The sequence below is a fragment of the Mycobacterium gordonae genome, from assembly GCF_001417955.2.
Classification (GTDB): Bacteria; Actinomycetota; Actinomycetes; order Mycobacteriales; family Mycobacteriaceae; genus Mycobacterium; species Mycobacterium gordonae_B.
Genome location: NZ_LKTM01000224.1, coordinates 45,087 through 59,983, shown reverse-complemented (window position 1 = coordinate 59,983; position 14,897 = coordinate 45,087). Strand labels below are relative to the sequence as shown.

Below are 14,897 nucleotides of genomic sequence, written 5' to 3'. Positions count from 1 at the left end.
CCCCACCCACCGATTACTGCGCCGAGCGCACCGCGATGATGCCCACCCGCCGCCGCACCCGCGCCCAGGCCCGCGCCGCGCGCGTGGCCGCCGAACGCCGCGCCAACCACCACGCCCGCACCACCGCCACCGGCCCACCCGACGACGAACCCCCACCGTTCTAGGGCTTTCACTCAGCCTGCCAGGTCCAGCCCGAGATCCGCGGGTCGTCCTCACCGTGCTCACGGGTGTAGTTGCGGGCCGACAAACGCGCATCCACCATCCGCTGGCGCAACCCGGCCGCGCTGCTGGCCAGGCCGTCCACCCGATCGATCACATCCATCACCAGATGAAACCGGTCCAGGTCGTTGAGCATCACCATGTCGAAAGGCGTTGTGGTGGTACCGCGCTCCTTGAAGCCGCGTACGTGCGTGTGGTGGTGTCCGGCGCGCCGGTACGTCAGACGATGGATCAGCCAGGGATAGCCGTGATAGGCGAAGATGACCGGCTTGTCCCGGGTGAACAGGGCGTCGTATTCGTTGTCGGGCAAGCCATGTGGGTGCTCCGAATCCGGCTGCAGCCGCATCAGGTCCACCACGTTGACGACCCGGACCGCCAGGTCCGGCAATTCCCGCCGCAAAATGTCTGCCGCCGCAAGGGTTTCCAGCGTCGGGATGTCACCGGCACAGGCCAGCACCACATCGGGCTCAGCGGCGGCGGTGCTGGCCCACGGCCAGATCCCCAGGCCGCGGGTGCAGTGCAGCACCGCCTCGTCCATCGAGAGGTAGGACAGCGCCGGCTGCTTGCCCGCGACGATGACGTTGATGTAGTTGCGGCTGCGCAGGCAGTGGTCGGCCACCGACAGCAGCGTGTTGCCGTCCGGCGGCAGATACACCCGGGTCAGCTCGGCGCGCTTGTTGGCGACCAGGTCGATGAAACCGGGATCCTGATGGGACGCGCCGTTGTGGTCCTGACGCCACACATGCGAGCTGAGGAGGTAGTTCAACGACGCGATCGGCCGCCGCCACGGCAGGTCCAGGGTCGTGGCCAACCATTTCGCATGCTGATTGAGCATCGAGTCGACGATGTGCACGAACGCCTCGTAGCAGTTGAACAGCCCGTGCCTGCCGGTCAGCAGGTAGCCCTCCAGCCAGCCCTGGCACAAGTGCTCGGACAGCACCTCCATCACACGCCCGTCGGGAGCGAGGTGGTCGTCGTCAGGCTCCGTGGGCGAAACCCACACCCGATCGGTAGCTCCGAACACCGCATCCAGACGGTTGGAGGCTGTCTCGTCGGGACCCATCAGCCGGAACCGGTCGGGGTTCCGCGTGATCACGTCGCGCAGGAACGTGCCCAGGACGCGCGTGGCCTCGTGCGTGGCGGCCGCGGGCCGCTCCACCGGCACCGCGTAGTCGCGGAAGTCTGGCAGGTCGAGATCGTGCAGCAACACCCCGCCGTTGGCGTGCGGATTGGCGCTCATCCGGCGATCACTTTGTGGTGCAACCGCTTTCAGCTCAGGCCGCAGCCTTCCTTCGCCGTCGAACAACTCTTCGGGGCGGTAGCTGCGCAGCCACTCTTCCAGCTGCGCGCGATGCTCGGGGTTCTCGTGCGTGGCGGCCAGCGGTACCTGGTGTGAGCGCCAGGTGCCCTCCACGTGGCGACCGTCGACCTCTTTGGGACCGGTCCAGCCCTTGGGTGTGCGCAGCACGATCATCGGCCATACGGGTCGCTCACCCGTTGAGCCGGACCGCGCGGCGAGCTGAATCGCCGCAATGTCGTCGAACGCATCGTCCAGGGCGGCGGCCAGCTGCCGGTGCACACTCTCCGGGTCGTCCCCGGCCACCGTGATCGGCCGGTAGCCGTAGCCGCGCATCAGCGACTCGAGCTCAGCCTCCGGGATACGCGCCAGCACCGTCGGGTTGGCGATCTTGTAGCCGTTGAGGTGCAGGATCGGTAGCACCGCGCCGTCGACGGCAGGATTCAGGAATTTGTTGGAATGCCAGCTCGCGGCCAGCGGCCCGGTCTCCGCCTCACCGTCGCCCACCACGCAGGCCACCACCAGATCGGGGTTGTCGAATGCCGCGCCGTAGGCGTGCACCAGCGCGTAGCCGAGTTCACCACCCTCGTGGATCGAGCCCGGCGTCTGGGCGGCCACATGGCTGGGGATGCCGCCGGGAAAAGAGAACTGCCGGAACAGCTTGCGCAGGCCCTCCATGTTCTCCTCGATACCGGTGTACACCTCGCTGTAGGTGCCTTCGAGGTACGCGTTGGCCACGAGGCCGGGTCCGCCATGCCCGGGCCCGGTGATGTAGATGACGTTGGCATCGCGGTTGCGGATGACGCGGTTCAGGTGGGCGTAGATGAGGTTGAGCCCGGGCGTGGTGCCCCAGTGGCCGAGCAGCCGGGGTTTGACGTGCTCGGCGGCCAGCGGCTCGGCCAGCAGGGGATTGTCCAGCAGATAGATCTGACCGACCGAGAGGTAGTTCGCGGCTCGCCAGTAGGCGTGGATCAGGGCGCACTCGTCGTCGGAAAGTCTCATGGGGCTCATCTACCCGATTGTCGAGCCCTCAAATGAACTCCGTCTTACGGGCTCATTCCTCGCCGCGGGCGCGGGCCTCGTAAGCGCGCCGTTTCTCCACGTCGATCTGGTCGGTGAAGACGTGGTCGCCGCCGATCAGCCGGTTGAGCGCCTCGGCCGCGCGGCGCGGCCAGAACTTCTGGGAGGTGACCATGGCGCCGGCGATCTTCGTGATCCGCACCCGTGGCTTCGGCTGCGCTATCAGGCCGACGACGGCGTCGGCGATCTCGGCCGGTTCGGCGTTACGGAAGCCCTTCATCCCGGAGGTACCCGCGACGAGTTCGGTGTTGACGAACGTGGGCAGCACCGACGAGAAGTGCACGCCGGCCGAGCGGTACTCCAGCCTGGCAGAGTCGGTGAACCCGAGCACCGCGTGCTTGCTGGCGACATACGTGGCCAGCCCGACGATGTGCATTTCGCCGGCCAGGGACGCGATGTTGATGACATGGCCCCGGCCGCGGGGAACCATGCGCTGGGCCGCCAGCTTGCTGCCCAGGATGACGCCATAAACGTTGATGTCCAGGATGCGCCGGGTGACGGCGTCGGGCTCGTCGATGATCCGGCCGACCGGCATGATGCCGGCGTTGTTGACCAGCACGTCGATCGGCCCGAGCTGACGTTCGACCTGATCCAGAAAATCGGCGAACGAATTCGCATCCGTGACATCGAGTTTGCCGTACACCTCCAGACCGAGGTCGGCGCCGGACTCTTTGACCGTCGCCTCGTCGATGTCGCCGATGGCGACTTTGGCACCCAGCTTGTGCAGTGCCGTCGCCGTCGCCAACCCGATGCCCCGTGCGCCGCCGGTGACCACGATGACCTTGCCGCCGACCTTCGCGGCACGCCCCAACCCGACCGATCCCGAATCTGTCATGCCAGACACGTTAGGCGGCTGGATACTGCAACCATGACGGAGGTGCGCGACGCCGTCCCATCCGACGCCCCCCAAGTGGCCGGCATACACGTGCGATCGTGGCAGTGGGCCTACCGGGGCCTGATCGACCAGGACTATCTGGACGGCCTCACCCCGCAGGCCTGGGTCCGCAGGTACGACTTCGACCGGATGGGTTTGCGGGTACCGTCCACTCTGGTCGCCGTCCGGCATACCACCATTCATGGGTTTGCCAGTGTGGGACTGTGCCGCGACGACGATCTCGCCGATCATGGTGAGCTGATGGCGATCTACGTAGAGCCGGGCTCGCTGAGCAGCGGTGTCGGCCATTTGCTGATCGGCGCCGCCCGGGAACGGTTGGCGGCCCGCGGCTTCGCCGGCGCCGCCCTGTGGGTGCTCCGCGGTAACACCAGGGCCCGACAGTTCTATGAGCGCGACGGCTGGCTTCCCGACGGCGCGCGCCGCACCCGGGTCTACGGCGGCACGCCGGTGGAGGAGGCGCGGTACCGCCGCACACTGGCTTGACTACGGTGATGCCATGCCGGAGAAGCTCCTCGAGGCGGTCCGTGTCCTGGACCTGTCGGTAGGCGACGCCGACGCAGTCACCCGACTGCTGGCCGATCTGGGGGCAGACGTTCTCAAGGTGGAACCGCCCGGCGGCAGCCCGGCGCGCTCAAGCTTGCCGACGCTGGCCGGTGCCGCCATCCCGTTCGCCGTGCACAACGCCAACAAACGCGCCACAGTGCTGGACCCCGGCGACGAGGGTGACCGCCTGCGATTACACGAGCTGGCCGCCGCGGCGGACATCCTCGTCGACACCGGCCGCGCCGCCGACTACCGAACGTCCGGGGCCGAACTGGCCGACCGTCACCCGCACCTGGTGGTGCTGTCGGTCAGCGATTTCGGCGCGACGGGCCCGCGCTCGTCCTGGCGGGCCACCGACGCGGTGCTGTATGCGATGTCGGGGTCGCTGTCCCGCACCGGCCCTACCGTCGGCGCCCCGGTGCTACCGCCGACCGGAATCGCCTCGGCGACGGCGGCGGCGCAGGCCGGGTGGGCCGCCCTGGCCGCTTACTACAACAGATTACGTTGTGGCACAGGCGATTACATCGACTTCTCCCGGTTCGACGCGGTGGTCATGGCACTCGACCCGGCTTTCGGCTCGCACGGTCAGGCCGCTGCCGGCGTCCGCAGCGGCAGCCGGTGGCGGGGTCGCCCCAGAAACCAGGACGCATATCCGATCTATCCGTGCCAGGACGGCTACGTCCGGCTGTGCGTGATGGCGCCGCGCCAATGGCGTGGGCTGCGCCGCTGGCTGGGGGAGCCGGAGGACTTCCAGGATCCCAAGTACGAGGCGATTGGCGCGAGATTCGCGGCGTGGCCACAGATCAGTGCGCTGGTGGAGGCGTTGTTCGCCGGAAAGACCATGAAGGAGCTGGTGACTGCGGGACAGGCCCACGGGGTGCCCATCGCCGCGGTCCTCACTCCCGCCAGGATCCTGGAGTCCGAGCATTTCAACGAGGTGGGCGCGATCACCGACGCCGAACTCGTGCCGGGCGTGCACACCCGGGTGCCCACCGGCTATTTCGTCGTCGACGGCGAACACTGCGGCTTCCGGACACCGGCGCCTGCGGTCGGACATGACGAACCGCGTTGGTTGGCCGATCCGGCGCCCGTACCGCCGCCGGAGGGACCCGTCGGCGGCTATCCGTTGCAGGGGCTGCGGATCCTCGACCTCGGAATCATCGTCGCGGGCGGCGAGCTGGGCCGGCTGTTCGGCGACCTGGGCGCCGACGTCATCAAGGTGGAATCGGCCGAGTACCCGGACGGTCTGCGGCAGGTCAGGGCCGGCGACGCGATGAGCGAATCCTTCGCCTGGACCCACCGAAATCACCGCGCCCTGGGCATCGACCTACGCAGCGCCACCGGCAGGGAGATCTTCGGCCGTCTGGTCGCGGGGGCCGACGCGGTATTCGCCAACTTCAAGCCGGGAACCCTTGCCTCCCTCGGGTTTGACTACGACACTTTGATCGCGCTCAATCCCCGGATCGTGCTCGCGGGCAGCAGCGCGTTCGGGAACACGGGCCCGTGGAGCACCCGGTTGGGTTACGGCCCCCTGGTGCGCGCGACGACGGGCGCCACCCGGGTGTGGACGTCCGACGACGCCCCCACCGAGGGTGCCCGGCACGCGTTCTACGACGCGACGACGATCTTCCCCGACCACGTGGTGGGCCGTATCGCCGCCACCCTGGCTTTGGCCGCGCTGATCCGCCGCGACCGCGCGGGTCACGGCGCCCACGTGCACGTCTCTCAGGCCGAGGTCGTCGTCAACCAACTCGACACCCTGTTCGTCACCGAGGCCGCGCTGGCCGCCCACGTCGCGGATGTCCGCAACGACACCAGCGTGCATGCCGTCTGCCCGTGCGCCGGCGACGACGAGTGGTGCGTCGTGTCGATCGGCACCGACAGTGAATGGCATTCCGCGGCAATGCTTTTGGGCGAATCCGACCGCGCCGGGCTCATAGCGGCACTGAAACAGTGGACCAGCACCCGAACCCCGCAGCAGGCAGCTCAGGCACTGCAGGACGCCGGGCTGGCCGCGGGCCCGATGAACCGGCCGCCCGACATCCTGGAGGATCCGCAGCTACTGCACCGAAACCTGTTCAGCGACATGACTCATCCGCTCATTACGCGCACGCTGCCCGCCGAAACCGGTCCGGCTCCGTTCCGCCACATCCCGCCGGCCCCGCAACGTCCGGCGCCTCAGCCGGGCCAGGACACTCGGGCTATCTGTGAACAGTTGCTCGGCATGAGTCCTTACGAAGTGCAGCGGTGGATCGACGAAGGCGTACTGTTCGCAGCGGAGGAACCGGAGGCAGGCCCGTGACATCTTCAACCGCACAGTTTTTCGTTGACGGCCAGTTCCGCACCGCCGACCACGCCGAACCGGTGGTGGAAGCGGCGACCGGCGAGCCACTAGGCGCCGGCGCCGTCGTCAGCGAATCCGACCTCGACGCGGCGGTCGCCGCCGCGCGCCGGGCCCTGCCGGGCTGGCGTAACAGTTCACCCGAGCACCGTGCGGGGCTGCTCAACGCGATGGCCGACGCGCTCAAGGCCCGAGCCAAGCCGACCAGCGAGCTGGTCACCCGCGAAAACGGCATGCCGATCCGGCTGTCGCGCGGTGCCAACGGCGCCTTCCCGCCCCTACTGCTGCGGTATTACGCGCAACTGGTCACCGAAGTCCCGGTCGAAGAGATCCGGCCGAGCGTGACCGGACACACGATCGTCCGCCGCGAGGCGGTCGGGGTGGTCGGCGCGATCGTGCCGTGGAACTACCCGCAGGCGCTGGCCACGATGAAGGTGGCTCCGGCACTGGCCGCGGGATGCACCGTCGTACTCAAAGCTTCACCCGAAACCGCCTTGGACGCACTGGTTTTCGCCGAGGCGGCGGTCGAGGCAGGGTTGCCGCCCGGGGTGCTCAACGTGGTGTCGGGTGGGCCGGCCGTCGGCGCCGGCCTGGTGTCGCACCCCGGCATCGACAAGGTCGCGTTCACCGGTTCGACGGCCACCGGGCGCCTGGTCGCCGAGACCTGCGGCCGCCTGATGCGGCCGGTCACCCTCGAGTTGGGCGGCAAGTCCGCGGCGATCATCCTCGACGACGCCGACCTGGACGCCACCATGCGCGGACTGCGCAACGCGTCCTTCGTGAACAACGGGCAGACCTGCCACCTCAGCTCGCGGATCCTGGCGCCGAGATCCCGCTACGACGAGATCGTCGACGCCGTCGCGGCGCTTGCCGAGAGCATGGCGGTGGGCGACCCACTGGATCCGGGCACCGAGATCGGTCCCATGGTCAGCTCGCGGCAACGCGAGCGTGTGCTGAGCTACATCGAGGTCGGCAAGAACAGTGGCGCGCGACTGGTCGCCGGCGGGTCGATTCCCAGGGAGCAACCGCGCGGCTGGTTCGTGGCACCGACGGTGTTCGCTGACGTCGACAATTCCGACCAGCTGGCGCGCGAAGAGATCTTCGGCCCGGTCCTGACCATCAGCGCCTACGACAACGACGACGAGGCGGTGGCGCTGGCCAACGACACCGAGTTCGGTCTGGCCGGCACCGTGTGGTCCACCGACGTCGACCGGGCGACCATGGTCGCGCGGGCCGTGCACACCGGCACTATCGGCGTCAACGACTACGCGCTGGACGTGCGGGCTCCGTTCGGTGGCGTCAAGGCCAGCGGGATGGGCCGCGAGCTGGGCCCCGAGGGCCTGGAGGCCTATCGGACGCTCAAGTCGATCTACCGGACGGGTACGGCCTGACCCCGCCGCGATAGGTTCGAGCTATGCCCGTGGACCCCAGGACTCCGGTGCTGATCGGCTACGGCCAGGTCAACCACCGCGACGACCCAGACCCCAACGAACCGTCAATCGAGCCGGTCGACCTGATGGTCACCGCCACCCGGCGCGCTGCGGAAGCCGCCGTGGTCGAGGCGGTCGACTCGATCCGCGCAGTGCACATGCTGTCGGCGCACTACCGCAACCCGGGGCAACTGCTCGGCGAACGCCTGGGCCTGACCAAGTTCACCGCGAGCTACAGCAGCGTGGGAGGCAACACGCCGCAGTCGCTGGTCAACCAGGCCTGCCTGGACATCCAGCAGGGCCGCGCAGGCGTCGTGCTGATCTCGGCGGCCGAAACCTGGCGCACCCGCAACGCGCTGAAGAAGCAGGGCCGCCGGCTGGTATGGACCGAGCAGGACAATTCCGTTCCGATGCCCGAGGTCGCCGGCGACGACGTGCCGATGGCCGGTGACGCCGAGATCAAGATCAAGCTGGACCGGCCCGCCTTCGTCTATCCGCTGTTCGAACAGTCGCTGCGGATCGCCGCCGGTGAATCCGTCGAAGAGCACGGCAAGCGGGTCAGCGAGCTGTGGGCACGGTTCAGCGCCGTCGCGGCGGACAACCCACACGCGTGGATCCGTCGCCCCCACACCGCCGAGGAGATCCGGCAGCCCAGCCCGCAGAACCGGATGATCAGCTGGCCGTACACCAAGCTGATGAACTCCAACAACATGGTCGACCAGGGCGCCTCGCTGATCCTGACGTCGGTCGAACAGGCCAGGAAGCTGCAGGTGCCCGAAGACCGCTGGGTCTACCCGCAAGCCGGCACCGACGCCCACGACACCTCGGCGATCGCCGAGCGCGGCGAACTGCACCGGTCCCCGGCGATCCGGATCGGCGGACGCAGGGCACTGGAACTGGCCGGTCTTTCGATCGACGACGTCGACTACGTGGACCTGTACTCGTGCTTCCCGTCGGCCGTCCAGGTCGCGGCCGCCGAACTGGGCCTGGCCACCGACGATCCGGCCCGTCCGCTCACCGTCACCGGCGGCCTCACCTTTGCCGGCGGCCCGTGGAGCAACTACGTCACGCACTCCATCGCGACGATGGCCGAACTGCTCACCGCCAACCCGGGACGGCGCGGCCTGATCACCGCGAACGGCGGCTACCTGACCAAGCACAGTTTCGGCGTGTACAGCACCGAACCCGGCGCCGATGAATTCCGTTGGGAGGACGTTCAATCCGCGGTGGACTCCGAACCCACCACCGTCGGTCTGGTGGACTGGGAAGGCACCGGCACCGTCGAATCGTGGACCACGCCGTTCGACCGGGACGGACAGCCGGAAAAAGCGTTTTTGGCTGTCCGCACGCCCGACGACGCGCGCGTCCTGGCGGTGATCACCGATCCCGCTGCCGCGGCGGACACCGTGCGCGACGACATCGCCGGTGCCAAGGTCTCCGTCGCCGCGGACGGCACCGCGAAACTGCAGTAACCGGGCGGGTCACGGTACAGACTCAAAAGTGCGCAAGTCAGGCCCGCGTGCTTATTGTCGTTTGCATAACCCGGGAGGTGACGCCACGTGCACGTGCTGCTGACCGACGCCTCAGGCACTGTCGGGCGGCTGGTCGCGCGCCAGCTGGTCGCGGCCGGCCACACGGTCAGCGGCATCGCCCCCTACCCGCATGACTACCTGGACCCGCACGTCGAGTTCGCGTGCGCACCCCTGGACGACCCGGTACTGATGCGATTGGCCGCCGAGGCCGACGCTGTGATCCATCTGGCCCCGGTCGATGCCAGCGCCCCAGGTGGGGCCGGCATCACCGGTGTCGCGCACGTGGCGAACGCGGCCGCACGGGCGGGCGCCCGGCTGCTGTTCGTGTCTCAGGCCGCCGGGCGGCCCGAGCTCTACCGTCCGGCCGAGACACTGGTATCCACGGGATGGGCACCGAGCCTGGTCGTCCGCATCGCGCCGCTACTCGGCCGGCAGCTCGACTGGATGACCTGCCGCACCGTGGCCACGCTGATGCGCGCCAAGGTTTCCGCACGCCCCATCCGGGTGCTGCACATCGAGGACCTGGTCCGGTTCCTGGTCGAGGCGCTGGGCACCGACCGCTGCGGGGCGGTCGACCTGGCCACGCCGGACACCACCAACCTGATCACCGCATGGCGGGTGCTGCGATCCGTTGACCCCCGCCTGCGCCTGCACGGCGTCCGCGGCTGGGAGAACCTGGTCCCGGACTTGGATATCAGTGCCGCACAAGAGGATTGGAAGTTCAAATACGGCTGGCTGGCACTGGACGCGGTGGTGGACACCGGCCGCGGGCTGGTCGGGCGCAAGCTTGAAGCCAGAGGCGCGACCACTGGGGCGGGCCCGCTCCCGCTACCGGTCGAACCCCTGCCGCGTCCGGCCCCGGGCGACGAATCACTGCGCAGCGCCGCGCCCGAGGGACTGGAGGGGGAGTTCGACGACCGTATCGACCCGCGCTTCCCGGTCTTCAGCACGGGCAGCCTCGCCGAGGCGCTGCCGGGCCCGCTGACGCCGATCACGCTCGATGTCCAGTGCAGCGGCCTGCGCGCCGCCGGCCAGGCCATGGGGCGGGTGCTGGCGCTGGGCGACGTGGTGGCGCAGGAGTGGGCCGAGCGGGCGATCGCGGTATTCGGCCATCGCCCCTACGTCGGGGTCTCCGCCAATATCGTGGCCGCGGCCCAACTGCCCGGTTGGGACGAACACGCGGTGGCCCGGCGTACCCTGGGTGCCGAGCCGCCCGCCGCGGAGCTGCTGCCGTTCGGCCACCCGGAACTGACCGGTGGCCCACGTGGCTCGGTCGCCAAGGCGGTCGTGACGGCGCGGTCGCTGGCCTTGCTGCGCCACCTGCGCGCCGACACGCAGGCCTACGTCGCCGCCGCCGGCCGGGAACATCTCGATGCCGAGGCGCTGGCCGTGCTGCCGGATGCGGCACTGGAAGTCCGAATCCGGTTGCTGCGCGACCGCATTCACCAGGGCTGGGTCCTGACCGGCCTGTGGGTCATCGACTCCGGGATCACCGCCGCGGCCTTGGAGCGCACCCGCGTGAGATCCGGCATCTCAGGGGTCGGCGTGATCATGGAGAGCGACCGCATCGCGGCCGAAACCAAGGCGTTGGCGGCCGTGCTGCGAGCCGACCCGCCGTTGTGCGCGCTGGCCGCCGAAGGCAACGTCGGCAGCATCCGCGCGTTGTCCCCGGCGGCGGCCGCCGCACTCGACGCGGCCGTCGCCGCCCTCGGGCACCGGGGCCGCGGGGAGGCTGAGCTGGCCAATCCGACGTTCGGGGACGACCCCGGGTTACTGCTGGAGGTGGCCGCCGAAGCCGCTGCCGAACCCGAAGCGCCGCAAGCCCCGGGTTCGCTGGCGCAGCGACTGGCCGACAGCGCCCGCAACTCGCGCGAGCTCGCCCACGACACCACCATCCGTTTCACCCATGAACTTCGAATGACATTGCGCGAGTTAGGATCTCGCTGGGCTGCGGCGGACCTGATCGATTCCGTCGACGACACGTACTACCTGTTGTGCGACGAACTCGTCACCATGCCGGTCGACGCCCGGCTTCGGATCAAACGCCGGCGTGCCGAGCGGGAACGCCTACAGGCGCAGCATCCGCCCGACATCATCGGCCGGGATCAAGCGGGGTCCGGGACCGGATCTGCTCCTTGATGTCATCGAGCACGTCCCAGACGTTGACGTTCATGCCGGCCAGCACCCGGTCCTGGTCGTCGAGCCAGTAGGCGACGAATTCCCGGCCGGCGACGTCGCCACGCAACACCACCTTCTCTGAGCCCGACGCATATCCGGCGTATTCCATGCCGAGGTCGTACTGGTCGGTGAAGAAGTAGGGCAGCTCGTCGTATTCGCTTGGGCTGCCCAGCATTCCCGCCACCGCCACGGCAGGTTGCTTGAGCGCGTTGGCCCAGTGCTCCGTGCGGATCCGCACGCCGTAAAAGGGATGCTCGGCGGCGGCGATGTCGCCCACAGCGAAGATATCGGTATCGCTGGTGCGCAGCGAAGCATCGACCCGCACCCCACCGTCGGCCATCGCGAGCCCGGCCTGTTCGGCCAACTCGACATTGGGTTCGGCACCTACGGCGACCAGCACCGCATCGGCGGCGACGGTGGATCCGTCGGACAGTGCCAGGCCGGTGGCCTTGCCATCCCGGACGGTGATCTGGTCGGCCTGGGTTTCCAGCCGCAGCCGCACACCGTGGTCTCGGTGCAGGTCGGCGAACACCGCACCGACCTCGGCGCCCAGTGCGGTCATCAGTGGCTGTTCCGCGGATTCGACGACGGTGACGTCCACGCCGCGCCGGCGGGCGGCGGCGGCGACTTCCAGGCCGATCCAGCCGGCGCCCAGCACGGCGAGCGAAGAGCCCTCGACGAGAACGGAATTCAGCGACACGGCGTCTGGGTAGCTGCGCAGGTAGTGCACTCCGTCGGCGTCATGACCGGGTATCGGAGGTCGGCGCGGCGCCGAACCTGTTGCCAGCAGTAGCTTTTCATACCGCAGCGTGACGCCGTCGTCGGAAGCGACGGTGTGCGCGGCGGCGTCCAGCGCATCCACCCGGGTGTTCAGCCTCAGGTCCACGCGACGTTCCCGGTACCAGTCCGAGTTCTGCACTGTGAAATCGGCCAGCGACTTGTCGCCTGCCAGAAAGTCTTTCGACAGCGGTGGCCGTTCGTACGGCAGGTATTCCTCGTCGGCGAACAGTACGATCTGCCCATCGAATCCGCTGTCACGCAGGGCTTGCACCGCTTTGGCCGCCGCGAGCCCACCGCCGACGATGACGAACACTGTCGAAGTCATGATCACTCCTCACCTGTTTTCGAGAATCTCCCGCACCGACAACGCGTTTCGTACCGCGTGACCGCCCAGGTCATTGTTGAAGTACATCCACACATCGCGGGCCTCACCGGTCCACTCGGCGATGCGATCGACCCAGCACCGCAGTTCGTCGCCCGGGTAGGAGCCGGCGTACATGGCGTCCCCGGCGGGGCCGTGCATGCGGACATACACCAGGTCCGTCGTGGCGCGGGGGATGCACGCCAGTCCGGGCCCGCTCATCACCACGTAGGCGGCACGATGGCGCTCCAGCAGCTCGAAGACCGCGGGATCGTTCCACGACGGGTGCCTCAGCTCCACAGCGGTCCGGATGGACGGCGGCACACCCGCCAGGAAGGCGTTGAGCCGGGCGTCGTCGCGCTGCTGGTCCGGATGCAACTGCACCAGCAGCACCCCGTGCCGGTCACCCAGCAACTCCCAGCAGCGCTCGAACCGCTCGATCCACGGTCCGTCGGTGGCCAGCCGCCGATAGTGGGTGAGGCCCCGATGCGCCTTCACCGACATGGTGAACCCGGGCGGCAGCTGATCGCGCCAACCGGCGAACGTCGAATCCTTGGGCCAACGATAGAAACTGGCGTTCAACTCGACCGTGTCGAAGACCTCGGCGTACCGGTGCAACCGCCGCGCGGAGGGGAGGCCCGCCGGATACAGCACGCCCGCCCAGTGGTCGTAGGACCACCCGGAAGTGCCGATCCGCACGGTCATCGAACCGTCAACCGGTTAGCTGCAGGCGCATGTCGTCATCCAGCGAGGCACGCACCAGCGCCGCCGCCAACCGCGCGCTGGTGCGCGGCGCGAAGGCCGAAAGCTTGGCCGGGTCAGTGGGAAGCCGCAGCGTTTTGGCGGCGGCGGTGGCGCGGTCGTCGAAGTGCGGGCGCACCCAGGTCCAGACGTCTTGCACCTCGCGCAGGAAGATGTCGGCCCCGGTGTCACCAATGCCCTTGAACTGCTTGAGCATTCGGGTCGCGCGCTGCGGGTCGTGGCCACATCGGGCGGCGATCCGGCGCAGGTCGCCACCGAAGTCGTCGCGCACGTGCTCGGCGATATCGGTCAGCCGGGTGGCGGAGCTTTCGTCGTAACGGACGTAGTGGGCGCGGCCGAACGCCTCGATCATGGTGCGCCGGTCGGCCGCCAGCACAGCCTTCGGCGTACGCAGGCCTGCCTTGAAGAGTTCCTGCGCGGCGCTCGTGGCGATCGCGGCGTCGATCGGCTTGCTGGCCAGCATGCACAGCACCAGCAGCTGAAACAGCGGCATCGGTTTGTCGGCGAGCCGGATACCGGCCTGCTCCGCGTAGGTGGTGCCGGCCACCTCGAGCAGCCGCGCTACCCGCTGCTCTGCAGCGTCCATACCGGCGGCGTACCCGCATCGGCAATGGGCAAACGCCGGCCGTCACTTGGGCGGCAGGCTGCGCGCATGATCGGCTCCGCGGGTTACCCAAATACGAAGTTGGCGTTTGGTTTTCACTCCTTCGGGGGCAACGCGGAGCCAGCCGCGGGTTTCCCGTCCGGCCATCACCATCGGGCTGACGTGCTCGTGTCCGAGCAGCTTGTCGGTGTCTTCCCGCGGGACGCGGACCAGAAGGCCACCCTGACTGCTGACGGCCACCGCCATGTTTCCGCCGATCAGAAACGCCAGTCCGCCGAACATCCGCATCTCGTCGGTCGGCTCGGGGGCCAGCAACTCACGGATCCGGTCGGCGAGGACGGTGTCGTAGGCCACGGCCCGTCAGTCCAGGTCCACTCGGATGGTCAGCAGATCGGTGCCCATCAGGCGTACGACGGCGCTGTTGAGCCGAGGCAGATTTCCCAACCGCCGCAAAGCGTCGTCCTCGGGCATCAGGTGGGCGGTCCCGGCGCGCCATTCGCCGTCGATGCGCACCCGCACGGCCGGGTTGGCCTTGAGGTTGCGGACGTAGTCCGAATGTTCGCCGTGCTCGGACACCAGCCAGAACTGGTTATCCACCACGGCGCCGCCCACCGCCGTGAGCCGGGGCTGCCCGGACTTACGGCCCGTCGTTTCCAGCATGGTGACCGGCAACTTGCGGGCCAGCGGATTGACGACCAGCCGTTGTACTCGGTGGATCACTTGCCGTTTGAGAGTCACGGTCTTATTGAACGCTGCCCGTGACGCTGGTGCCACTCTCCACATCGGGATCGAACGCTCGGGTCGGATCGACTATCCGGGCCCGCAAGCGCTTCGGTCATCGGCCGCATTGCCTACGCGAGGGAATCGTGGCCGGC

Annotated in this window: 12 protein-coding genes; 5 read left to right on the top strand and 7 right to left on the bottom strand. The window is 68.6% G+C overall.

Annotation, left to right across the window (positions count from 1 at the left end; translation table 11 throughout):
• Positions 1-169: 169 nt before the first annotated feature.
• Entirely contained in the window at positions 170-2,527 is a 2,358-nt protein-coding gene (locus tag AO501_RS17720) for a phosphoketolase (RefSeq protein ID WP_055578959.1), read from the bottom strand.
• Between the two features lie 43 nt (positions 2,528-2,570).
• Positions 2,571-3,431 (bottom strand): SDR family oxidoreductase, encoded by an 861-nt coding sequence (locus AO501_RS17715; protein ID WP_055578958.1) that lies wholly within the window; start codon positions 3,429-3,431, stop codon positions 2,571-2,573.
• 33 nt (positions 3,432-3,464) lie between these two features.
• On the opposite strand from AO501_RS17715, the gene AO501_RS17710 reads away from it, so the two are divergent.
• The 5 genes from AO501_RS17710 (at position 3,465) to AO501_RS17690 (ending at position 11,476) form a co-directional block, all read left to right on the top strand.
• Complete coding sequence (locus tag AO501_RS17710; protein WP_055578957.1) at positions 3,465-3,974, top strand: GNAT family N-acetyltransferase; 510 nt, start codon at positions 3,465-3,467, stop codon at positions 3,972-3,974.
• 13 nt (positions 3,975-3,987) lie between these two features.
• Positions 3,988-6,336 (top strand): CoA transferase, encoded by a 2,349-nt coding sequence (locus AO501_RS17705; RefSeq protein ID WP_055578956.1) that lies wholly within the window; start codon positions 3,988-3,990, stop codon positions 6,334-6,336.
• On the top strand, positions 6,333-7,766 hold the full coding sequence (locus AO501_RS17700; protein ID WP_055578955.1) for an aldehyde dehydrogenase: 1,434 nt from the start codon (positions 6,333-6,335) through the stop codon (positions 7,764-7,766). The genes AO501_RS17705 and AO501_RS17700 overlap by 4 nt, the downstream gene beginning before the upstream one ends.
• A gap of 23 nt (positions 7,767-7,789) precedes the next feature.
• Positions 7,790-9,277, top strand: a complete 1,488-nt coding sequence (locus AO501_RS17695; RefSeq protein ID WP_055578954.1) for an acetyl-CoA acetyltransferase — start codon at positions 7,790-7,792, stop codon at positions 9,275-9,277.
• 87 nt (positions 9,278-9,364) lie between these two features.
• A complete protein-coding gene (locus AO501_RS17690; protein ID WP_055578953.1) occupies positions 9,365-11,476 on the top strand; it encodes a hypothetical protein in 2,112 nt (703 codons plus the stop codon).
• Here AO501_RS17690 and AO501_RS17685 read toward each other — a convergent pair.
• Genes AO501_RS17685 through AO501_RS17665 form a run of 5 tightly spaced genes read right to left on the bottom strand, consistent with a single transcriptional unit; the run spans position 11,430 to position 14,805 of the window.
• The gene (locus AO501_RS17685; RefSeq protein ID WP_055578968.1) at positions 11,430-12,623 is read right to left on the bottom strand and encodes an NAD(P)/FAD-dependent oxidoreductase; all 1,194 of its coding nucleotides are present in this window, start codon (positions 12,621-12,623) and stop codon (positions 11,430-11,432) included. The two genes, AO501_RS17690 and AO501_RS17685, sit on opposite strands and share 47 nt — an antisense overlap.
• Before the next feature lie 6 nt (positions 12,624-12,629).
• Complete coding sequence (locus tag AO501_RS17680; protein WP_055578952.1) at positions 12,630-13,361, bottom strand: DUF72 domain-containing protein; 732 nt, start codon at positions 13,359-13,361, stop codon at positions 12,630-12,632.
• A gap of 7 nt (positions 13,362-13,368) precedes the next feature.
• On the bottom strand, positions 13,369-14,004 hold the full coding sequence (locus tag AO501_RS17675; RefSeq protein ID WP_055578951.1) for a hypothetical protein: 636 nt from the start codon (positions 14,002-14,004) through the stop codon (positions 13,369-13,371).
• A 42-nt stretch (positions 14,005-14,046) separates the two neighbouring features.
• Entirely contained in the window at positions 14,047-14,376 is a 330-nt protein-coding gene (locus AO501_RS17670; protein WP_055578950.1) for a TfoX/Sxy family protein, read from the bottom strand.
• 6 nt (positions 14,377-14,382) lie between these two features.
• Positions 14,383-14,805 (bottom strand): nitroreductase/quinone reductase family protein, encoded by a 423-nt coding sequence (locus AO501_RS17665; protein ID WP_082658696.1) that lies wholly within the window; start codon positions 14,803-14,805, stop codon positions 14,383-14,385.
• Between the last annotated feature and the right edge of the window lie 92 nt (positions 14,806-14,897).

Bases quoted from the DNA above. Each gene is read 5' to 3' on its own strand.
- AO501_RS17720 (WP_055578959.1), bottom strand. From the start codon at position 2,527: ATGAGCCCCATGAGACTTTCCGACGACGAGTGCGCCCTGATCCACGCC.
- AO501_RS17715 (WP_055578958.1), bottom strand. From the start codon at position 3,431: ATGACAGATTCGGGATCGGTCGGGTTGGGGCGTGCCGCGAAGGTCGGC.
- AO501_RS17710 (WP_055578957.1), top strand. From the start codon at position 3,465: ATGACGGAGGTGCGCGACGCCGTCCCATCCGACGCCCCCCAAGTGGCC.
- AO501_RS17705 (WP_055578956.1), top strand. From the start codon at position 3,988: ATGCCGGAGAAGCTCCTCGAGGCGGTCCGTGTCCTGGACCTGTCGGTA.
- AO501_RS17695 (WP_055578954.1), top strand. From the start codon at position 7,790: ATGCCCGTGGACCCCAGGACTCCGGTGCTGATCGGCTACGGCCAGGTC.
- AO501_RS17680 (WP_055578952.1), bottom strand. From the start codon at position 13,361: ATGACCGTGCGGATCGGCACTTCCGGGTGGTCCTACGACCACTGGGCG.
- AO501_RS17675 (WP_055578951.1), bottom strand. From the start codon at position 14,004: ATGGACGCTGCAGAGCAGCGGGTAGCGCGGCTGCTCGAGGTGGCCGGC.
- AO501_RS17665 (WP_082658696.1), bottom strand. From the start codon at position 14,805: ATGTGGAGAGTGGCACCAGCGTCACGGGCAGCGTTCAATAAGACCGTG.